19 protein-coding genes are annotated in these 22,950 nt (G+C 33.6%); 15 read left to right on the top strand and 4 right to left on the bottom strand.

What is annotated here, in order from left to right:
- Positions 1 to 262: 262 nt before the first annotated feature.
- Positions 263 to 1,600, top strand: coding sequence for a hypothetical protein (locus HGP29_RS22560; protein ID WP_168884715.1), 1,338 nt, complete (start codon positions 263 to 265; stop codon positions 1,598 to 1,600).
- A 245-nt stretch (positions 1,601 to 1,845) separates the two neighbouring features.
- Here the strand turns inward: HGP29_RS22560 and HGP29_RS22555 are convergent, their stop codons facing one another.
- The gene (locus tag HGP29_RS22555) at positions 1,846 to 3,357 is read right to left on the bottom strand and encodes an amidohydrolase family protein (RefSeq protein ID WP_168884714.1); all 1,512 of its coding nucleotides are present in this window, start codon (positions 3,355 to 3,357) and stop codon (positions 1,846 to 1,848) included.
- A 235-nt stretch (positions 3,358 to 3,592) separates the two neighbouring features.
- On the opposite strand from HGP29_RS22555, the gene HGP29_RS22550 reads away from it, so the two are divergent.
- A complete protein-coding gene (locus HGP29_RS22550) occupies positions 3,593 to 4,051 on the top strand; it encodes an NfeD family protein (protein WP_168884713.1) in 459 nt (152 codons plus the stop codon).
- Between the two features lies 1 nt (position 4,052).
- Positions 4,053 to 4,991 carry an SPFH domain-containing protein gene (locus HGP29_RS22545; protein ID WP_168884712.1) on the top strand — a complete coding sequence of 313 codons (939 nt, stop codon included), beginning with the start codon at positions 4,053 to 4,055 and terminating at the stop codon, positions 4,989 to 4,991.
- A 66-nt stretch (positions 4,992 to 5,057) separates the two neighbouring features.
- Here HGP29_RS22545 and HGP29_RS22540 read toward each other — a convergent pair whose 3' ends face one another.
- Both HGP29_RS22540 and HGP29_RS22535 read right to left on the bottom strand, forming a co-directional pair.
- On the bottom strand, positions 5,058 to 6,266 hold the full coding sequence (locus HGP29_RS22540; protein WP_168884711.1) for a hypothetical protein: 1,209 nt from the start codon (positions 6,264 to 6,266) through the stop codon (positions 5,058 to 5,060).
- A 213-nt stretch (positions 6,267 to 6,479) separates the two neighbouring features.
- On the bottom strand, positions 6,480 to 7,043 hold the full coding sequence (locus HGP29_RS22535; protein WP_168884710.1) for a dihydrofolate reductase family protein: 564 nt from the start codon (positions 7,041 to 7,043) through the stop codon (positions 6,480 to 6,482).
- Positions 7,044 to 7,229: 186 nt separating this feature from the next.
- Between HGP29_RS22535 and HGP29_RS22530 the strand changes: the two genes are divergently transcribed.
- The 12 genes from HGP29_RS22530 (at position 7,230) to HGP29_RS22475 (ending at position 22,468) form a co-directional block, all read left to right on the top strand.
- Complete coding sequence (locus HGP29_RS22530; protein WP_168884709.1) at positions 7,230 to 7,673, top strand: hypothetical protein; 444 nt, start codon at positions 7,230 to 7,232, stop codon at positions 7,671 to 7,673.
- Between the two features lie 169 nt (positions 7,674 to 7,842).
- The gene (locus HGP29_RS22525) at positions 7,843 to 9,492 is read left to right on the top strand and encodes an amidohydrolase family protein (protein ID WP_168884708.1); all 1,650 of its coding nucleotides are present in this window, start codon (positions 7,843 to 7,845) and stop codon (positions 9,490 to 9,492) included.
- Between the two features lie 115 nt (positions 9,493 to 9,607).
- Complete coding sequence (locus HGP29_RS22520) at positions 9,608 to 10,927, top strand: metal-dependent hydrolase family protein (protein WP_168884707.1); 1,320 nt, start codon at positions 9,608 to 9,610, stop codon at positions 10,925 to 10,927.
- A 34-nt stretch (positions 10,928 to 10,961) separates the two neighbouring features.
- On the top strand, positions 10,962 to 12,248 hold the full coding sequence (locus tag HGP29_RS22515) for a carbohydrate porin (RefSeq protein ID WP_168884706.1): 1,287 nt from the start codon (positions 10,962 to 10,964) through the stop codon (positions 12,246 to 12,248).
- A 91-nt stretch (positions 12,249 to 12,339) separates the two neighbouring features.
- On the top strand, positions 12,340 to 13,311 hold the full coding sequence (locus tag HGP29_RS22510) for a helix-turn-helix domain-containing protein (protein ID WP_168884705.1): 972 nt from the start codon (positions 12,340 to 12,342) through the stop codon (positions 13,309 to 13,311).
- Positions 13,312 to 13,656: 345 nt separating this feature from the next.
- Complete coding sequence (locus HGP29_RS22505; protein ID WP_168884704.1) at positions 13,657 to 14,721, top strand: hypothetical protein; 1,065 nt, start codon at positions 13,657 to 13,659, stop codon at positions 14,719 to 14,721.
- 186 nt (positions 14,722 to 14,907) lie between these two features.
- Entirely contained in the window at positions 14,908 to 16,185 is a 1,278-nt protein-coding gene (locus tag HGP29_RS22500) for a BamA/TamA family outer membrane protein (protein WP_168884703.1), read from the top strand.
- Between the two features lie 162 nt (positions 16,186 to 16,347).
- Positions 16,348 to 16,980 (top strand): trimeric intracellular cation channel family protein, encoded by a 633-nt coding sequence (locus HGP29_RS22495; protein ID WP_168884702.1) that lies wholly within the window; start codon positions 16,348 to 16,350, stop codon positions 16,978 to 16,980.
- 135 nt (positions 16,981 to 17,115) lie between these two features.
- Positions 17,116 to 17,919 (top strand): hypothetical protein, encoded by an 804-nt coding sequence (locus tag HGP29_RS22490; RefSeq protein ID WP_168884701.1) that lies wholly within the window; start codon positions 17,116 to 17,118, stop codon positions 17,917 to 17,919.
- Between the two features lie 89 nt (positions 17,920 to 18,008).
- Positions 18,009 to 19,169, top strand: coding sequence for a C45 family autoproteolytic acyltransferase/hydolase (locus HGP29_RS22485; protein WP_168884700.1), 1,161 nt, complete (start codon positions 18,009 to 18,011; stop codon positions 19,167 to 19,169).
- Positions 19,170 to 19,295: 126 nt separating this feature from the next.
- Entirely contained in the window at positions 19,296 to 20,456 is a 1,161-nt protein-coding gene (locus tag HGP29_RS22480) for a C45 family autoproteolytic acyltransferase/hydolase (protein ID WP_168884699.1), read from the top strand.
- Positions 20,457 to 20,509: 53 nt separating this feature from the next.
- Positions 20,510 to 22,468: a hypothetical protein gene (locus tag HGP29_RS22475; RefSeq protein ID WP_168884698.1), complete on the top strand. Its 1,959-nt coding sequence runs from the start codon at positions 20,510 to 20,512 to the stop codon at positions 22,466 to 22,468.
- Positions 22,469 to 22,512: 44 nt separating this feature from the next.
- Here the strand turns inward: HGP29_RS22475 and HGP29_RS22470 are convergent, their stop codons facing one another.
- Positions 22,513 to 22,950 carry a MarR family winged helix-turn-helix transcriptional regulator gene (locus tag HGP29_RS22470; protein ID WP_168884697.1) on the bottom strand — a complete coding sequence of 146 codons (438 nt, stop codon included), beginning with the start codon at positions 22,948 to 22,950 and terminating at the stop codon, positions 22,513 to 22,515.

Genomic DNA, 22,950 nt, shown 5'->3' with positions numbered 1-22,950 from the left:
TATTAATAATTAATTAATATATAGCTGTTTTAAAAAAATCACTCAACTAAATCCCATTTTCACCTCACACCCCTTCTAGAAAACCATCGATTTACTTTTATGAATAAATTTTGAATTTGAACAACCCAACCGTTCCTTCGTACAAGTGCGTTTTTTGGAGACGATTACTACTTAAGGGCAGAGAGTTTGGATAGGTACACCCTCTTTTTTATTCTATACACTCTTCTTATCTTTACTTATTACTTGAGCAAACATTACTAAGATGACTATTGTACGACTAATTCTAATTCCACTTCTTCTATTTATCACAATACCCTCCTTCTCACAGTCTGTATTTACAAAAGGTAAACTGATTACTAAAGACTCAACAATTGAGGGATATATAAAAATAAAAACGGTAAAAAAGCCTACAAGTACACATGCAACAAATAGAGAAATTAAAAAAACAGGAAGGTATAAAACCGTCAGCTATACTATTGGTGGGGCCAATCCGAATACATATTCGTACTTGATTCCTTTGGGTGTAATTGAACAAAACATTCTATATAAGAAAAGAATTACAGACCCATCAAAAAAGTATCCAATAAAAGTAGTAAAAGCAATAGACTATGATAGCTTGGGTTATTTTCAAACTATCCACCTCAATGAATTATACAGTGGAATGACATTTACTGATTTTTATGAGGTTCCTTCTCGAGATGATTACTACAAAGTATACAAGGGAAAAAAGAATGTCTTTGTACATGAAGAAGATAAATTTGATCCCAACCAATTTAAATACATGGCAAGAAGGATTGTCAAAGGAAATATAACTGCCTACAAAACAAGATATGATTACGAAGAATACCTTATTCTTGAAAAAGATGGAGAAGAGAAATCTGCAAAATTTGAAGTGGAGCCGTTAAAAAAGTTACTTCTCCATTATTGCACTGGTGACTCCTTGTTAAGAGGGCAAATTCATTTTGTAAAAGAATATCATGATAGCACAATCATACAATTACTTACTGAATACAATCTAAAATTTCCTAAGGCAGAAGAGAAGAAGCCACAATACATCAAAGGGACATTAATAGGTGAAAACTACGCCAAGAAAGGGTTTATTACCTCTCCAAAACATATTGTTTTTGATGAAACCGCCACTTACGGTTTAAGTAAAGCTGGCTTTGAACATCAGTTATTCTTTACAGATAGTATTCACCTTCCTAGAGCTAGTATTTACGCCTACGACAAACTCTCTTTTCAGGCAGATAATGGTAATTATTATGGATGGGTACGAGTTCCTATTCAAGGGAAAAATATTGATCATATTCAAAAGGAGAAAAAAGAAAAGATAGCTATTTTCCTACCTAGGATAATCGATGGAGAGGTAGAAGTTTTTATGACTGAGGTTAATGGTAAAAATCGATTTGTCATCAAAAGAGGTAGCAGAGATGAGTTTTTAACTACATATAAATCCACCTATAAACGGATTCTAAAGATGTTTTTATATGATGATCAAGAAATACTCACAGAAATTCATAAGAAAAAAGGCACCTACAAAATGGAAGAAATTTTATCATTGATTCAACGATTCAATGCTAGAAAAGAATCCATTAATTAGTAATACGAAAACAGCCTCAGAACAAATTTCCGAGGCTGTCAAATTCTTTACATCTTTAAACTATTATCATCTCAACAAAGCATTATCGATATGGGCAAAAAATCATCGATATAAAAAAATCGTTTTTGGGTTATCTTAAATCACTATTAATTGAACTACACTATAGTATACTATGGTGACGTAGATCAACTTTTTATAAACCGATTATTCTATTTCATATTCCGGTTTTCTTCATTTTTAATACATTAGTTGAGATAATTAATATTTAGAAAATCTCGAACATTAGTATAAAAAACTCCCCGCATTAAAGAGGTTATTGTTTCTCCTTCCGGAATAAAAATCTCTTCATCGGTGTGGATTCTAAGTTGCTCGAAATGCTGAACAAGATAATTCTCAAAATATTCAAAGTAAGCGACAGTCGGACAAACTACAATTGGACGAATAATACCATCATAATCCGAACCGATACATACACATTTCCATGCATTTTCATGGCCCATCTTATGAATGATATATAAAAGATTATCCAGAAATATAGCTGAATGAATCGCCTCTTTTCTTTCTATCGGCTTCAATGATTTCCAATACTCATAACCAAAGTTGTTGATCAGTATCCCTTTTATTTCTTCAACATATTGATCATTCCTTACTCCCAAAATCCTCTGGTCCAAAGAAATACCAATCATGCCTTTAGATTCCATGATGATTTGTAATTCTTCATCACATAGATTGATTTCCCAAGGATTAAACCTTCTGTACTTAGATTTTTTTATTTCATTAAACGCATTCCCTACAGTTAATGCGCGCTCCTTATTTTCCATTCCACTTACACCAACATGAGAAGCGATGATAGGTGCATAAATTGTAGATGGGGTATCGGAATGGTCTAAAGGGTTGGGCCCCTTCTCTTTAAGCATCTTATAATATTCATACCTGGCTTCAATATGAAGATGCTTAACATCAATCAATATGCGTTTATGCCTGGAGTGATCTATACATTGATTGATAATTCTTTTACCATAAATGCTTATTGGCTTCGATGGTTTTTCCAATAAGTCCATTAATGGTATTCTGATATAATTAAAAATTCCAGGCATAGGCAATGCCCAACTTTGTTTGAAAAAAGAATTATTAGTAAGATGACAAAGGGTTAATGAGAATATGGGTAGATTTCTTTCGAATTGAATATGATGGAGATTTTTTAATACTTCTTCTGCCAACTCCTCTTCAGTACATCCCATGGGTAAATCACTTAAAGCATGTATTCCTTCAATACTCAGAAAAAGTTTTGTGATTTGTTCATCTTCTACTTCTTCTTTTGTCACAGGTATTAGTGCTTTTCTCGATCCGTTTACCAAACATGTTGGGTATTCCTTTCGATAATTGTTTTCTTTCTTTAAAGACAGGATAGTCTCGATTTCTCTATTTAATAATGAAAATGCATATACACCTTCTTGTACCCAATTTCTAAGTGTTTTCATCTGAAAACCACAAATCAATTTACTCATCAACCTATTAATAAACGTCCCTGAAGCAAACCGTTCTACTGGGTGCAATGCAATCACAGCAATTTTTACGTTTGTATCGATCAATAAAGATAGACTAGATTGATCATAGCGGTCTCCTGAAGCCCTTTTTTGGCTATGTTTTGTAGGGTTATAGTCTAAGGTATCCCAGATGTTCTGTCTCCCTTTTTGGCCCTTATTTACTAGATGTTTTAGAGATAGATGAAGATGAAAGTCTGCAAATTTTTCCATTCAATAAACTTCAGAAGGTAAATAATCATGTTTTCAGAGTTTGTTTATTGGATTAGACTTTTTGTTATTGTTTAAGCTTAAAATGAAAACTACATTCTTAACACTTTGTTTTTATTACATTAGAAATATCCCTATTTTCGATGTTTACATTTTTTCAACAATTCAAACCCAATAATTAAACAACTCGTATATATACAATATAATAATTCTAAACCTGACTATATCAAAAACTAAAATGGAACTTGAAACTCTACTAAGTAATCCTACATTAATATGGTTTTTAATTGGGTTACTACTGTTACTCATCGAATTCATCGGACCAAATCTAGTCTTTATCTTCTTTGGAATAGGTGCATGGATTACATCATTGGCTTCTGTGATTTATACACCATCAACAGATTTTCAAATAATCCTTTTTATCCTTTCGTCAATAGTGCTTCTTATCACATTAAGAGGACAATTGAAAACACGATTTTTTAAATCAAAAGTAAAGGAAGAACACTTCTTAATGGAAGAATTTATTGGTCACCAAGCCAAAGTTATTGAAGATATTAAAGACAAAAAACCTGGGCAAGTTGAATTCAAAGGTACTGTTTGGACTGCAGAGTCTGACCAGCATATCAGAAAAGGTCAAATCGTCGAAATTAAAGGAAAAGCAAGCATAATACTCAAAGTTGAATTAATACAAAACTAAAATGGAAATAAGCACAATTATCTATTCCGGAATTGGAGTTTTTATACTCTTAGTCTTACTAAGGTATATCAAAGTAGTTCCACAAAGATCTGCATACATCATCGAAAGGTTGGGAAAATACCGAGGTACTATTCAAGCAGGTTTTCACATCCTCATCCCATTTTTTGATAGAGTTGCCTACAAACATTCTCTTAAAGAACAAGCTATTGATGTTGATTCGCAAAGCTGTATTACTCGAGATAATATCACCGTAGAGGTAGATGGGATCTTATACATTCAGATTTTCGATCCTAAAAAGGCTTCTTATGGTATTGAAGATTATAAATTTGCCGCTATACAACTTGCTCAGACAACCATGAGGAGTGTAATTGGTAAAATGGAACTTGATAAAACCTTTGAAGAAAGAGATAACATTAATACCACTATTGTTACAGCCGTTGATAAAGCCAGTGACCCTTGGGGAGTAAAAGTGAGTAGGTATGAGGTAAAAAACATAACACCTCCACAGAGCATAAAAGATGCAATGGAAAAGCAAATGCGAGCTGAAAGAGAAAAAAGAGCAATGATTGCTGAATCTGAAGGCGAAAAGCAAGCAAAAATCAATGTGGCTGACGGAGACAAACAAGAATTGATCAAAAGATCTGAGGGTGAAAAACAAAAAAGAATCAATGAAGCAAAAGGTAAAGCTTCTGAGATTGAAGAAGTAGCTAATGCAACCGCAAACGGGATTAGAGCAATTTCTGATGCGATCAGTTCTCAAAACGGTCTCGATGCAGTTAATTTAAGAATTGCCGAACAATACCTTAATGAATTCGGTAAACTCGCAAAAGAAAATAATTCAATGATTATTCCTTCTGACTTGGCTAATATTTCGGGCATGATTGCTACTGCAAGCTCAGTATTTAAAAACTCCCAGAATAAGAGTGAAAACAAAAAATAAATTTTAAAACAAAACAAAGGGCAACCCAATAGATGAGTTGCCCTTTGTTTTATACAGCTACTACCTTTAAAAAGGAATGTGCGAAGATATAGTATTGTATTCCGTCACGCCATAAGTAAATGATAGATTGTCTAAATAAGAAGGTATTTCTGGGTGTTCCATACCATCGCTATCTACGAAAGTATCATTATAGAAACTCACCTGACCCAAATACGTTTCATCTCCATCATAAACATTAAATTCTACATCACTGTTCTGCACATATTGATCAGCAACAGTTCTTCGTAAAATTAAATATAATTCATCTTCACCATCCTCTACTCTATTATAGAATAGGTGCTCTTTTCCAAAAATGTATAATTCGGTAGTATCAAGAGCAAAATTAGTGTCGACATAATAATCATCTTGGTGAAATCTACTCTTCAAAAGTTTCTTCTTCTCCCCATAATAGATATCATAATCTCCCTTTTCAGTAGATGTTGCATCTGAACTAACATTGACAACAAAATGATCCTCAAAGTACTCAAACCTTTTGATGTAACTTTTTCTTCTAAAATCCTGAGATACATATTTAATCTCACTAAACCTTTCTTGATTATCATAAGTATAGTCATATCTGTAACCATACTCTCCTGGGATTTCAACTACAGATACATTGTTTTGCCCATTATATGAAACATAACCATCATACGGAATGGGATAATTTTGCTCAAACCTGTCAATACCTAATGCCACTGACTGACCGCTTTCATTGTAAAATATCAATGAAAATTTTCCTCCATGTGTTTCATATAAAATACGGTTGTATGGGTCATCACTATATCTTGAAGTTTGAGTGATATCCGTAGATGAATTAATGAAAGTAATCTTGTGGGATAAATCACTAAACTCATAGGTTAAAGCTAAACTATACCCTGTTTCATTAAAAGTCACATTTGTAGATAAAACAGAATCATACTCATCCGTTAAATGTTCAAATGAGATAATGTCTTCACCGAACTTTCCGAGATGAGGCATCGAAGCAGAAGTCGTCAACAGTTTATTACTATCCATTTCAGAAGTAAGCACATAATTTCCTCCAAAGCATCCTCGCATTATTTTATTGAAGGACAGTGAAAAAGTTTGTGTGTTAAAAAGAGGTTTCTGAGGTTCCTCCTCTTTTTCTTCAATTTCTTCTTCGATCTCAATTTGTGGTATTACCTTCTCTTCTTCACATGCAAATAGTAGTGCAGATAAGGCAAAGACTAATAATAGTTTGTTTAAAAGTAATTTCATTAGAATAAAAAAAGAGTTCGCTAAATAATAGTTTACCAAATAAATATAATATGTTTCTGATAGTTAGAAAAGTAACAACAAATACATGGGTAATATAGAATCATAATCAGAATAAATTCGATAATTACTTATTCTGTATTACTAATTAAAAAACCTTAGATCTCATTTAAATTAGAAATCTAAGGTTTGATATTTATTTATCTTGTCAGTTTATTAATCGTAAACTACATCATACTTTACTTGTATAAAATCGTTGGCAAATGCTTTTGCTTCAGCATTTCGTAACTGAATATGTTGATTAGTCTTTCCAAACAAAGGGATCCCCTCACCTAATAAAATAGGTGCTCTAGAAATCGTCATTTCATTAATTAAACCTAAATTTAGAAAAGATTGGATTGTTGACCCTCCATCAATATATGCATGCTTATAACCTTCTGATGCTAATAAGTTGATGAGATCGAGTATATCACCTGAATACATCTCCACCTTACCTTTAAGATTTTCGGGAGCCTCTTTCAAGGTATTGCTCAGTGCAAAAATTCTTGTACTGCCATATGGCCATTGTTCCTCAGTAAGATTAAAACTGGAGATGACTTCCATACATTTTCTGCCCATGATCATACAATCGACTGATGAAATATATTTCTGGAAACCCATATCTGCATCCTCTTTTAAATCTGCATCTGGATTACCGGCAGTATGTAACCAATCTACGCCACCTTCTAGTGTTGCAATAAAACCATCAGCACTTGTGGCTATATATACAGAACATTTCATTTTCCTTGAACTTTTAAATGGATTAATAGTTATGTAATTGACAATTTAATGAATTAAATAAAAGTTCTCTTATAAATCTAGTAGGTATAAATATTCAGTTTTGACGAAAGAATATTACTATTTATGAATTAAGAAACTACCCAAAAATTATTAATGTATCTTCGAAGTAATCAATTCAACAACACTATGGCAACTAGAAGTGAAATCATTAACTATGTAATCACTGAATTTAGAAAGTCTATTAATGAATTTTATAAAGACAGTGAAGAATCAATTAAGAATACAATTGATACCAATGACACCAAGCTCTACGAGAATAATACAGAGGATGAAATAACCAATATCACAATTGCAAGTGATAGTATTGATATCCTCACAAACAATATAAAAACACTCGAAAAAGCCTTGGATATGGAAAATACCAACGTAGAGGTAAGAGGAGGATCTGTAGGAGATACAGGCCAAATGTTCTTAATTTTTGGCACTAACTTTCCTCCTATTAAATATGAAGGAAAACAAGTGGTCGGTGTCGCTTCTGATGCCCCTATTTATAAATCACTCCTTGGTAAAAAAGATGGAGATGAAGTAAAAATTGGAACCACAGTAAGCAATCTAAAATTATTAAAATAATTTCCAGAGGTTATAGTCTTCAAATGCTATAACCTTTTTTGTGTGCTATACTTTTTCAACTTTAACGATAATCTATAACACCTTGATCATTTTCTCTATATGATTTGAGAGGTCAACCATGACATTTGTAGTGTAATCAATTAGAAATCAAACTATAAATCACATTACAATGAAATCAAAATTTATAAGGTTATTTACCGGAATACTCCTTTTACCTTTATTTATAGTAAATGCTCAAGACTATGATCTTGTGATATTGAATGGTAGAGTGATGGATCCTGAAACTATGTTGGATAGAGTACTGAATGTAGGTATTAAAGATGGCAATATAGAAATCATTACTCCTCAAGAAATTAGCGGTAAAAAAACAATTAATGCTGAAGGGTTAGTAGTTGCTCCAGGATTTATCGATACTCATTTCCACGCTTTAGATGGACTTTCATTAAAGATGGCTGCTCGTGATGGAGTAACTACTGGAATGGACTTAGAGATTGGAGCAATAAAAGTTGATAATTGGTACAAAGCCAAAGAAAATAAATGGCCTTTAAATTATGGTACCGGTATCAGTCATGAAGGTATTCGCATACAAGTTCATGACCCAGAAGTTGAACTACCTGATTGGGCCGACGCTCCAATATTATTAGGAAAACTAAGAGCTGATGCTTGTGCTGATGGGGATTGTGGTTGGCAGGATACCGAAAGTAATTTAGAACAACTTAATGAGATTTTAAGGTTAGCAGATGAAGCCATGATGCAAGGAGCTCTTGGATTTAATTCTACGGTTGGCTACATGGTGGATGGTGTAACAACACTTGAGATGTATAAACTTCAAGAGGTAGCAGCTAACTACGGTCGTGTTTCCACAGCACATGTCAGATTTCATGGTAGTCCTAAAAACCCACAAGCTCCAATTGGATTTGATGAAATTTTAGCTAATGCATTAGTGTTAAATGCTCCATTATTACTGCAGCATAACAATGATTTTGGATGGATGGAAAATGAAGACAAACTTCAAAAAGCTAGGGAACAAGGACATAATGTGTGGTCTGAATATTACCCCTATACAGCAGCTTCCACTTCAATTTCTTCTTCATTTTTACAACCAGAAATGTTTGAAAATGTATTAGGGGGAGTTTATGAAAGAGATATTTATGACCCCATTGATGATAAATTTTTAACTAAAGAAGAATTTTTAGCTACTGAGGCAAAAGACCCAAGCCGTCTTGTCGTTATCTACAATCAAAATAGAAAGCTTTGGATGACTGATTGGTTAAAAATGCCGCACATGACTGTCGCATCAGATGCAATTTATTCTGGTTTGGGAGTTGACTCCTGGGATGTACCATTTGAAGAATACAAAGGCCACCCAAGAACTGCAGGCACAAGAGCTAAAGTGTTACGATTAGCTAGAGAAAATGGTGTCCCATTAATGTTTAGTATTGCTCAAATGTCCTATTGGCCAGCTAAACACCTTGGCGATGCTGGATTAGAGGCAATGCAAGTAAGAGGACGATTACAAGAAGGAATGGTTGCTGATATTACTATTTTTAACCCTAATTCCGTTTCAGACCAAGCTACATATAAACTAAAGCAACAAGGTACTCCTTCTACAGGAATCCCATATGTTATCGTTAATGGTCAATGTGTAGTAGAAGATTCTGAATTTAAAAAAGTTTGGGCAGGACAACCAATACGATATGAAATTACAGATCAATCGAAGCATGTCCCCCTTAACAAAGCATATTGGCTTAAAAAACATGCTATCAATAATATATCTGTAGATGATTGTTCGCTTCATAGTCATGAACATGAGCACTAAAAGCATAATCAAAGCAATAAATAGCTAATGATAAACTTTCATATGGGTTTGCATAAATAATACTCCATACAAGCCCAACAATTTGTAAACTTTCAATTTATCCATATCAGAAATCATGAAAAACCTTTTAATATTCATGTGCTTAGTATTCAGCACTCAACTTTTCGCACAAAAAAATATCATCATCAGAAATGTGAATGTTTTTGATGGTAAAAATGAACAATTAAAAATAGGTGTAGATGTATTGATTCAAGAGAATATAATACAAAAAATAGCAAAAGATATCGCAATTGATTCTTGTGAAGTGATAGATGGTCAAGGGAAAACTTTAATTCCTGGTCTGACAGATTCACATACCCATATCATGTGGAATGACAATATTGAATATTTAGTTTATGGAGCACCTGAAGGATATTCAGGAGTGTTAGCTGCAGTAAATGCAAGAGAGATGTTAATGAGAGGATTTACTACTATTCGAGATGTTGGGGGCCCCTCTTTTGGATTAAAACAACTCATTGATGATGGTGTTACTCCAGGACCTAGAATCTTACCATCAGGAGCATTTTTATCTCAAACTTCTGGCCATGGTGATTATGACCCCAAAGAGTGGTATTTATCGCCTCATTTTACAGGACAAATAGACAAAGCCTACTTGAGAGGATGGACGATTATTGCTGATGGAGTTGCTGAAACTCAAAAGGCCACTAGGGATATTCTTAGAAGTGGAGCGGCTCAAATTAAAGCTTTTGGAAGTGGATCGATCACTGGTGCTCATGATCCTATTGATGTTACTGAATATACCATTGAAGAATTAGAGACGATCGTAAAAGAAACGGATAAATGGGGTACCTATGCAACAATTCATGCCTACTCTAATGAAGGGGTACAGAATGCTATAAATGCTGGTTTCCAATGTGTAGAACATGGGTTATTTGCCACAGAAGAAACTTTCCAAATGATGAAAGATCATGATGTGTTCTTTTCAACCCAATTCCTTGCTTTTGGTCTGACTCCAAAGCAAGCAGGTCTAGAAGGTGAAGCTGCAAAGAAATATTTAATAGCACAGGCAAGTGCAGAAGAAGGATATAAAAGAGCGAAGAAAATTGGTGTGAAAATGAGCTGGGGTACCGATGCATTAGGTTCTTTGGATATCCAACGTATGCAAAGTCTAGAGTTTAAAGCTAGAGCAAAGTATTTCACTGGTTACGAAATTTTACTCCAAGCCACTTCTTACAACGCTGAATTATTTGAAAGAAGTGGTGAAAGACACCCCTATAAAGAAGCTAAACTAGGAGTTGTTGAGCAAGGAGCTTATGCTGATTTACTTATCGTTGATGGTAATCCGTTAGAAGACATCACATTATTATCTGAACCGGAAAATAACCTTCTATTAATTATGAAGGATGGTAAGATCTTCAAAAACATTTTGCCTTAAGAATAGCATCATAAACTATCAAATACTATTAACGATGAACAAGAGAAATAAAAGCCCTCACCTTTCGGCTTTCATAAGAATCAATCAAAAATATCATCCCATTCTATTTCTTTTAATGTTATTCTACAGTGTGCAAACTTATGGGCAAAAGGAAAGTAAGATCATTAGCCCTGCCTCAGTAGAAAATCAATTAGAAAGTGATGCTGAAGATAAAGGAAAAACAAGTTTATGGAATGCCCTAGACAGTGTTGACGATGCTAAAAATAAATTCTATGATAAAAGCGGCTTCATAGTAAATATGGATTATAACTCTCAAATAATGGGAGCAACTTCCGCAGTCAACAATAATATTGGAGCAAGTGGTGTATTTAGAGTCTACGGCAAATGGAATATGATTCGGAATAAAAAAGGGACCTCAGAAGGTGGTTTGGTTTTTAAGTTTGAAAACCGCCATCGGTATACAGAAAATGCATTGAGAGAATATGGTCCTATTGATATTGGTTTTGCTGGCTTTATGCAATCAGTTTACAATGACCAAAGATGGAGAATGACCAATTTATATTGGAGACAGAGTTTCAACAATAATAAAGTTGTCTTTTACGCAGGCTTTGTTGATGTAACAGATTGGGCAGATGTGCATGCTGCTGCAAGTCCTTGGACTAGTTTTAATAATATTCTATTTGCTACAGGGTCGGGTACTATGGGTGGTATGTTTCCAGATGGTTCTATGGGGGCCATGCTAAATGTATGGTTGAATGATAATGTCTATCTAGTGGGTAGTATGATTGACATAAATGGTCAAGCCACCCAATTTTGGAAAAGCTTTGATACCTTCTTCAATAAATTTGAAACCCTCAAGACCTTTGAAATTGGATATACACCAGGAATGAAGTCAGCTTTTCTTAAGAACGTCCATGCCACCATTTGGCAAGTGGATGCAAGCGAGATAATAGGAACAAAAAGTGGATATGGGATTATAGGATCTGCCAGTTGGCTAATTGGAAATAAGTTCATGCCTTTTGTAAGAGGAGGATGGGCAAAAGATGGTGGCAGTTTTTATGAAGCCTCTGTAAGTGCCGGGTTTACCTACAATATTATGGGACCAAACACTTTAGGTGTTGGTTTAAACTGGAATAGGCCCAGTGAGAGTACATTTGGACAGAAATTGAGAGACCAATATGTTTCTGAAATCTTCTATAAATTTAAATTAACCCACCATACAGAAATTACACCTAGTGTACAATTGGTAGCCAACCCTGCCTTGAATATGAATACTGATTTTACATCTGTATTTGGTTTAAGGTTCAGAGCTTTCCTCTAAAGAAAAGAAGGAGATGAAGTTATTGTTCATCTCCTTTTTATTTTTCCAATGCAAATCATTTATATTAGATGTATTACAGAAAAATTAGAATATGGATTATCAATACATCATTGAAGGAAATGAGCTCTCTCCTACAGGATCTTATGAAAAAGTAGCCAAAGACCTTAGAGGTCAATGGGATGGAGAAAACCTAAAAGTTGAAAATAGTTGGTGTGATATAGATGCACACTCTTTTAATTTTCTAGATGATATGTATGTTTCTATTTCTACTTTGCATTTTAAAAAGCCTGTCTTATTTAGAAGTAATAGAACACAGGAAGATCAACCCTATTTTGCTCTAAAAATTGGTTTTACAGGAACTTTCCATGGTGATGAGGACTCTCATGATTTTAACAACTTAGGGGTATTTTTCTACAATTCTAATCAACAATTTGAGGTGGAATACCCTTTAAATACAAAATGCCAATGGGTGTCTATTATATTCTCCCTGAGTTTATATGAAAAATTTATGGCAGCAAATATTAGTGAGATTACAAAACTTATCTATGATAAGAACCCATGGTTTAAATACTTTTCTTTAGACATAGAAATAGAAAACCTCGTTAGAGCAATTGTCTTCAACCTTGATAAAAAAAGACGTATTCCCATCTATTTTTTCACTAAACCTTTAGAGATTATAGGCCTTATCCGAGAGAAAATGGAAAAAGAAGCCAATGGCTTTAAACGTAACATACATGAAGATGATTTAAAAATCATGATGCAATTAAAAGAACAGTACCTTTCAGACTTTACCAAACAACCCAATTTATCGGAACTTAGCTTTAAGTATGGAATGAGTATCTCCAAACTGAATAGAGTCTTTAAATCAATATTTGACAAGCCAATACTACAGTTTTATAACCAGCAGAAAATTGAAGAAGCCTATCGACAGATCAATAGAACCAACAAGAGTATTACAGAAATTTCTATGGATCTTAACTTTACAAATGTCGGTTATATGAGCAAAATGTTTAAACAGTACTATGGCTTTGCTCCTTCTGTATTAAAGGAAAAGAAAATTTAAAAACCCATTTATATCAAATAAGCAAACTCATCTTTTAACACCTATCGCTAATTTATTTTAGAGATGAGGCCATTTTTTATACTCATTCGTTTACTAAAATAGTATTACTTAGATCACCTTGATCATAGAAACTACCCTAAATAATATTTCTTACCTCTACCTCCCTTTTTTAAAGAATTTCTAATTACCCATCATCATCAGAAGTATCATTTTGACGAAAATGTGTAAATCCTTAAACAAAATATATAATTGATTCTTTCTGGAAATCCGGACATTTGTAATGTGCTTAAATGAAAGATAATCCTTTCAATTCAATCTAATAATCTTCTCATACTTGCGAATACAATGGAAAAGAAAACATTACAGTCCTTTTTAGTGATCATAGGTTTATTTATTATCTCTATCCAATCTTACGGGCAAGGATCCGTTTCAAATCTAACAATAGATAATGTTTATGAAAGTTATAGAGATAGTCTGAAACAAACCGAATACCCTTGGCATTTTCCAATAATGGGAGCAAAAATCAGAAAAAAAGGGTTTGACTTACCTTTCCCCAACGGGTTTATGCTTAACTATGCTTACTCAAAACAAGACTTGATGGTAAGTAACCTAAATGTCGGATTTTCCCCTACCAATCTTGTCAATGTAGATGGATTGGCTCGCTTTAATAATATCACACCCAACGTAAATGCCGTCTCCGCAAGATACGATTTCTGGTTATTACCATTCTTAAACCTTTATGCAATTGGTGGTTATATCAAGTCAGATACACAAGTTTCTTTGGGATTACCATTTAATATGGATTTTACTGCAAGAAGTGAAGGACCTTCGGTCGGCTGGGGTACAGTGGTAGCGGGAGGTGTTGGTCCTCTTGTGGTTTCGGCAGATTTCACTCAGGTATATACTTATACAGGTAGTACTGATAAAGCCTCAAAGACCAATGTTATCAATGCAAGAATTGGACATATGTTTAGGTTCCGTAAAAATCCAGAAAGAAACATTGTAGCTATGGTTGGTGTACAATATATGGGACTGAATAAATCTAGTGGAGGTTCGGTAGATATTGAAAAATTAATTGGAATTACCCCAGAAGGCAAACAAAGAGCTAGTCAACAATTAGATGGCTGGTACAACCAATTATCAGGAACAGAAAAACAAATTTTTGAAGGAATCTATACTGGTGCTAGTAACTTCTTAAATAGTACTGACCCACATAATTTGTATTATACATTTGATAAAGCTCTTTATTATCCATGGAGTATGTCTTTAGGTATTAATTATCAACATAACAAAAGGTATCAGTTTACTGCATTATACTCCTTCCTTGGTAGTAGAAATCAAATCGTATTTGGCTTAAATTATAGATTCGGATTCAAAGGAAAAAACTTTATGAAAGGAGTAACTTTCTAATGGTTATGACCATTAAATATTCATGCTACAATGAAGTTCATTTCTTTAAATATGACAAAAAAATGGAATTAAATTTAATTATTGTTTCAATTCAAACTTAATAAGAGTTTATTTTAGTTTTATATTAAACATAGTTTTTATTTTGAAATGTAGTCTAAACATTATCATTATCATTATCAAATTAAAATGAAACTAAAATTAATCAACTTCCTAATTTTATCATTACTATCTGGTGTCAGCATAAATGTTTGTGCTTTAACACTTGAATCAGACACAGTAAAAGTAAGCCTAACAAAAAAAGAACAAAAGAAAAAAGACAAAGATGCTCCACCTGTAAAAGGTAAGCTATATTCTGCCCCACTGCCTATTGTTGCATCAAACCCAACTTTTGGTGTTTTGTATGGTTTTGCAGGTTCATTCAATATGTTTATGGGTGATCCATCTACAACGAGAATGTCAACGTCATTGGGTACATTAACTTATTCCACCAAAAATCAGTTGATGTTTACCTTTAAAAGCAATGTTTATTTGCCTGATGATAAAATCGTTTTACTTGGTGATTGGAGAATGTTCGATACCTCTCAACCCACTTTTGGTTTAGGTACAGGCCCTGCCGATCAAAAATCCTTAGCGGGAAGCTATGGAGAAGGATTTGCTCCAGGTTATGATCCTCAGCTAATGGAATTTAAATATTTCCGTTTTCATGAAACTGCATTATTCAAAATAAAAACCAATTTTTATGCAGGTGTAGGCTATCACATGGATTATCATTTTGATATTAATGACGAGTATTACAATGAGCATGGATACTCAAGTCATAAAGCATATTCCGATTATTATGGGTTTAATGATGAAGAATATATTCTATCTGGACTATCATTAAACTTTATGTATGATAGTAGAGACAATGCAGCTAATCCATATACTGGTAGATATGCACTTTTAACCTATAGAATGAACCCAGAATGGATGGGCAGTTCGAAAAACTCCTCAACCTTATGGTTAGAATACAGAGATTATTTTGCACTAGGACAAAAGAAGACAGGTTTACAGCCCAATCATATGCTAGCATTTTGGGGATATGGCAATTTTGTTACTTCTGGTATCACACCTTATATGAATTTACCTGCATTGGGTTGGGATCAATTTGGTAGATCAGGAAGAGCTTATACACAAGGTCGTTTTAGAGGAGAAAACATTGTTTATACAGAACTTGAATATAGAGCTCATCTATTAGGAACAAGAAAGAACCCTAATTTCTTAGGGGCAGTGGCTTTTGCAAATGCGACAACAGCTAGTAGTGAGCATGCTGATATTGATCTTTTCCAAAACTATAACTTCGGTTATGGTGTAGGTCTAAGAGTGATGTTAAATAAGAAATCAAGAACCAACTTAACATTGGACTATGCATGGGGAGATTACGATGCAAAAGGGCTGTTTTTAAGTCTTAATGAAACCTTCTAATCTTGAAGATTAAAAGAAATGCACAAAAAGGTAGCTTCTATAATAAGAGGCTACCTTTTTTTATGACGATTTTATGTAACCACATGATCAATACTTACAAGTCTATTTTATCGCTATCCTTGATATTTGTAGTATAATCAAATCACATAAAAAATCTTTATTATGCCGACAATAGATTTCTCTTTTATCATTGCGATGTTAGGTACTGTGGCTTTTTCAGTAACAGCTGTACTTTCTGTCTTACCCAAGAAAATAGATATTTTTGGAGCTATTGTTTTAGGTATAATCACCGCGATTGGTGGTGGTACTATGAGAGATATTATACTTGGTGTTCCTGTATTTTGGGGAAGCGAACTCAGCTATTTATGGGTGGCAATTTTCTCAAGCCTCATTGCATTTTATGGTAACAGTATCATGTCGAAGAAATACATCTACAAGTTAATGCTCTATTTGGATGGGGCAGGTATTTCATTATTTGTTATACAAGGTGCAGAAAAGGCGATACAATACGATTTCGCTTGGCCAATAGGTCCTATCCTATTAGGAGTTTTAACCGCTATTGGCGGTGGAATTACAAGAGATATTATTGCCGGAAATACTACTTTATTAATGAAAAAAGAACTGTATGCAGTACCAGTAACAATTGGTGCAATTCTATACGTATGCTTAGTGAGCTTCTTTCCTCAATACAACGTAATTATTGGTATCTCTTCCATAATTATCACCTTTTTAATCAGATCAATTGCTATTAAAAAGAGACTTAGTGTACCAAAATGGATGCTTACAAACGGATAAGTCTCTTCCCCCTTTACTTTAACGATTTTATGTAACAACATAAGTAGAATATATAAATGATTGGGACAGAAACCCAAGATATTTGTTGCGTTATCAAATCAATAATATATAAATCAATCAAAACAGTTTAAGAAAATGAAATTTAAACAGACGTTATACATTATGCTACTTTGGACATTTTGTAACCAGCTTGTTATTGCCCAAGATGAGCATAAACATGATGATCTAGCCAAACAATTAGCCAATCCTATTGCTAATTTAATTAGTATGCCTTTCCAAAATAATATGGATTTCGGCATTGGTGAATTCAACGGAACAAGAAACACCTTAAATATCCAACCGGTCTTACCTTTTAAAATCTCTGAAGATATTAATTTAATAACTCGTATGGTTCTACCCGTTATCCATCAAGAAAACATTTCTGGAATGAACGGCCTAGAAACAGGTACAGGTGATATGGTATTAAGTGGTTTCTTTAGTCCATCAAAAACAAAAAATGGCCTTACCTGGGGTATTGGTCCAGCCTTATTAATCCCTTCTGCCTCGCATGAATTATTAGGAACACAGAAGTTTGGTGTTGGTCCGACATTCGTTGCATTAAAACAGCAAAATGCACTTACCTATGGTTTCTTAGTAAATCAGATTTGGAGTGTGGCAGGTAATGATCAAAGAAACGATGTTAATCAATTTTTCTTTCAACCCTTTTTAACTTATAACTGGAAAAGTGGTGCAGGCGTTTCTTCAGTCTTCGAAATGACACATGATTGGAATAACAATGCCACAGTATTATGGTTTACACCAAGTATTAGCGGTGTAACAAGCTTAGGTGGACAAAAAGTACAATTATCAGTAGGTCCAAGATTCAATCTTGTTGCTCCTGAAAGTGCAAAAGCTAATTACGGTTTTAGGGCATCAGCTACATTTATTTTCGCGAAATAAAGATAATCCGATGTAAACCTTCAAATGATTCAAGTCCTTCAAAATTGATTTGTCATCTTAAATTCAATCTACTTCATAAATGAGATATTATGGAAAATCCTGAATTAAACTTCGTAAAAGAATACAATGCTGGTAAATTATTTGAGACCAATGGTGTCTTCATTCCAGTACTTTCTGGTTCAACTATAGAAATGGGAGAACAATATGGTGCATTAATGACAGAAGAGATGCAAAATACCTACAACTTGTTGGTTCAACCAGAAATAGAAGCTAAAACAATAGATAATACCACTATTGATCAATGGATAGATAGAGCATATACAACTGGTTCGTTAAGAACAAAACAATTTTATGAAGGTATAGCATTAGGTTCAAGTTGGCCCTTACGAAAAGTAATTCTTCTTGATCAGATCTATGAATATAGACTTTACAAATCAAAACTAGAATCATTTGCAGGTTGTACTTCTATTGTCTCTTTTGGTAAAGAATCTATTGATGGAAAAATGTACGTTGGCCGTAATCTTAATTGGAACCCTATTTTGAATACATTACCATTAGTTTTGACCATCAGAAAACCAATCGATGGTTCTTATAAATTGGGTTCGATAGGTTGGTCTGGTATATATAATAGTCTCACTGCCTTAAATGATAAAGGAGTTTATATGGATATTCATGATGGGTCCAGTATGGGTGGTGCTATTGTAGCTACAGAAAGACCTCCTATTTTAAATACTGTCGTAGATATACTTAGTGAGGTAAATTCTTCTGATGAAGTGAAAACTAAATTTAATGGGCTGTTATCTAGTATTTCCATTATTCTAACAGTTGCTGATATTAATACTGCTTTATCAATTGAATGTTCTTCATTAGCAGGAAATAGCGTAAAACACACTGCAGATGATTCCCTTGTAGTTGCCAATACATTTACTAATGATGATTGGGGAATTGGGCGAAGAGAAACGGTAAGTCATTCCCTACAGCGATTTACAAACATAGCATATCATCTGAAAGAAAATAGAGGCAAAATAGACGTTGGCCTTATGAAGGAATTAATGGATTTAAAGCTTTTCAATGAAGACCATGCTCTTATGAAAAATAGAGATTGTACAAAACCTCAACTTATTGATAGTGATATCACTAATTATCAAATAGTATGCGACATCAGTAACCTTTTACTATGGGTGAAAATGCCTGTACCAGAATTCTATACAAAATGGACTCCTATTTCTTTGAAAGAACTCTTTGCATAATGTGCATCACTTTTGACGAGATTGTATAAATCCTTAACTCTTTCATACAACAGTTTTGCCTCTATTACATAGACCTTTGTAAGGTCATCAGTTGATAAAATCATTAAATCAGAAGATAATAATATAATGGAAATCAAAGGTCTACACTTAATTCAAGAATATAGTTTAGGTAAATTATATGAAGCAAATGGTTTTTTAATTCCCGTCATCACTGGCTCTAACATCGAAATGGGTGAGCAGTATGGAGCTTTAATGGTCAAGGAAATGCAGAAAACATACGACACTTTGGTTCAACCTCTAATTAACACTGATGTGCTTAATGATTTAAGTATCAAGTTATGGGTCAATAGAGCCTATTATGGAGGTTCGTTAAGAACAAGGCAATTTTATGATGGAGTGGTATTAGGTAGTGGCTGGACTTTAAGTAAGGTGGTCATTCTAGACCAAATTATGGAATTTGGAATCTACACCGCTCAATTAAAATCTTTTGCTGGATGTACCTCGATAGCTTCTTTTGGTAAACACTCCAAAGATGGGAATATGTATATCGGTCGTAACCTTGATTGGAGTCCAGAATTTAATCAATTCCCAACAGTATTTACAGTAAGAAAACCTACTGATGGATCATTTAAAATTGGAACAACTGGATGGCCTGGTATGTATTGCACCTTTACTGCTGTCAATGACCATGGAGTTTATCTAGATATTCATGATGGTACGAGTATGGGAGGCTCCATTGTTACTTTGGAAAGGCCTTCAATATTAAATACTGTGATTGACTTACTTAGTGAAACAAATTCGCTACCCGCTTTATCGTCAAGGTTCAACGGTTTACAAACTAGTATATCGATCATATTTACATTGGCTGATAAAGCTAATGCTATTTCTACTGAGTGTTCTTCTTTAGCAGGAAATCGCATTCGTAATGCAAAAAAAGACTCACTTGTTGTTGCCAATACCTTTATTAATGATGATTGGGGATTAAGAAAAAGAGAAACTGAAAGTAATTCTTTAAAGAGATTTTCAAATATGAAAGAACGTCTCCAAGAACAGAAAGGACACGTTGATGCCTCTATCATAAAAGACCTAATGGATCTAAAATTATTCAATAAAGACAATTCTTTTAAGGAAAACGGAGGTTCTACTAAGCCCATGCTCCAAGACACTGATATCACCAACTATCAAACAGTATTTGATATTGATGGACAAAAAGTCTGGTTAAAAATTCCAGTACCTGGATATTATGCTGATTGGACGGAGTTAGATCTTAAAGAACTCTTTGCCTAACCTTTATCAATACCTATTAATAAGTAATCTCAATATCTGAATATAAATCTCAAATGAATACAACTACACCCCTATTTCATTCCGCTACGTTATTCGTTTTATCACTAATTCTTTTGATAAGTTGTGAACAGCCAATAGACCCTGTAATTAATCATGTAAATGAGACAGAATCGGTACTTCATAAATACAAATGGTATTTAAATAATTTTCAGATTGAAACTAAAAGTGATGCCGTACCCCCTCCAATTTTATGGGGAGAAAACCAGTTTGAGTTGCCTCAAGGTGATTATGATATTGATGATATGCCATTCGATGCTATCTCAAATACTGTACATGAGTTTACCGCAGAAAAAGACATTGTAGCCGCTAGGGAAGTAAATGATTTTCAAATTGAAAATATAGGTAGTTACTTCATCATAAATGATCAGAAGATTAGAATATCAAATGATAATATCAAGCTAAACTATCGCTATCAATACCTTCCTGAATTGAAACATTTTGAGTTGACTGTCAATGAAGAGGATGTATCAAAGCTAATCAATGATGCTAATGAAAAATTGGTCAAGTATGCAGCCAACGGAACACCTGATAAAATTGGCGGTCTTGTGACAAGATTATTGTACCATAACGAAACAATCCAAGGAATCATCAATGACGCAATACGAAATTGGTTATCAGGAAAAGTCGAATTTATTGATACGATAACACCTGAAGAAAGTGCTCAATATGTATCTGAAGAACTTTTTAATTACCTAGAAAGTCTACAGTTAAGAAATAAATTGGCAATCATCATTCAAGAAGAACTCAATAATATATTAGATTTTGATGCAGAAGAAGTATCAAAAAAAATTAGTGAAGAGGTCGCTTCTCTTGTTTCTGAAAAATTAAGTACAGAACAAATATATGAGTATATCTTACCTTATATGGATGAAGCAACTAATCATCCTAAAGAAAGCGCTGAGAATATCTCTAAGGCATTAATAAAGTTAGTAGGCAGTGTTTTATCTGAGGAAAATGTTAGTGCGATAGTAAATAAAGCATGGGAATCATTTACTGAAATGAAGCCAGAAGAAGTCACTGAAATTGCTTTGGTTTTTACTTCTACTATTGAAGAAAACTGGATAAATGAAGCAAATATCTATTATGTATTGTACCCTTTTGTTCAAAAAATTGAAGATACTTCTATTCTAAAAATGGGAGAGTTAGCCGATGAAGCAACTGATGCGATCAAGAGTATTGTTGATATTGTAAACGATACTTTCGATGATATCCAATTGGATCCCGATTACGATACTATATCTTCCACTTTAAAAACAGCATTTACTGCTGCAAAACCTATTATTAGTTTAAATGGCGGAGCAGAAAAAACAACCACTCAAATCAGTAGTTTAGTAAAAAACGAATTCTTATCGACTCAATTTATTCAAAACACAATTGAATCGATCATTATTAAATTACAACAAATTCCTTCAGAAGAAGCTGCTAAGAAAATAACAGGATTGTTATCCCGAATTGGTCAATATCTTTCACCTGAGGTGGAAAAGTATATCACAACAAAATTAACATTAGCATTTACTGATAAAGATCCAGAGTATCTATCTTTTAAAATTGCTAAATCTGTAAATACAGCAATCACTAATCTAATTAATGAAGAGAATTTGACTAGTATAGTCTTCCCTGTGATAGAAAAGATACGAAATCTTGATACTGAACAAATCGGAAGTTTTGTTGCTAATAAGATTATGGATTTAGATATTATACAAGACAATATCAATCAGGAAAATGTGAGTAAAATTATTACTGATATTTTAGTAGAAGCACAAGATCTTGGATCTGAAAATATAGCACAAGGTATCATTAATGGAGTAGTAAATTCAGGAATTTTTGAAAATACGATTACTGAAGAAAGAGTTTCTTTGGTGATTTCACTAATTCTCTATAATGCTGCCTACCAAGATGTCAAGGTGGCCAACAACTTTAGTTCTGCTACAATAGTCTTAGAGCATAAATAAGAAAGAAGAGGTACCATAATCTATTTAGTTATAGTACCTCTTTTTTATTCTTCATTGATCGCCTGAAGCATTTTATCCAAAATTATTTTCATTTGGTGTATGTCTTCTTTACTGATTGATAAACTTTCTAATTTTTCAAGCAGTTGAACCGGCACTTGCTCCGCTTCTTCCTTCAAAAGTTTTCCTTCTTGAGTTAGCGAGATAGTAACAATTCTTTCGTCTTTTTTAGACCTTGTTCTAACTATCAATCCATTACCTTGCATTCTTTTTAGTAATGGAGTCAGCGTGTTTGTCTCAAGGAAAAGCTTTTCACTAATTTCTTTTATTGGAACTTCATCATTTTCCCATAGGACCAATAATACTAAGTATTGAGGATATGTAACTCCCAACTTATCTAATAATGGGCGATATAACTGTGTCACAAACCTAGAGGTTGCATAAAGTGGAAAACACAGTTGCTGATTTAGTTTTAATTGATCCAT

Source organism: Flammeovirga agarivorans (genome assembly GCF_012641475.1).
In the GTDB taxonomy this organism is placed as follows: domain Bacteria; phylum Bacteroidota; class Bacteroidia; order Cytophagales; family Flammeovirgaceae; genus Flammeovirga; species Flammeovirga agarivorans.
This window is presented reverse-complemented; position numbering and strand designations above follow the sequence as displayed.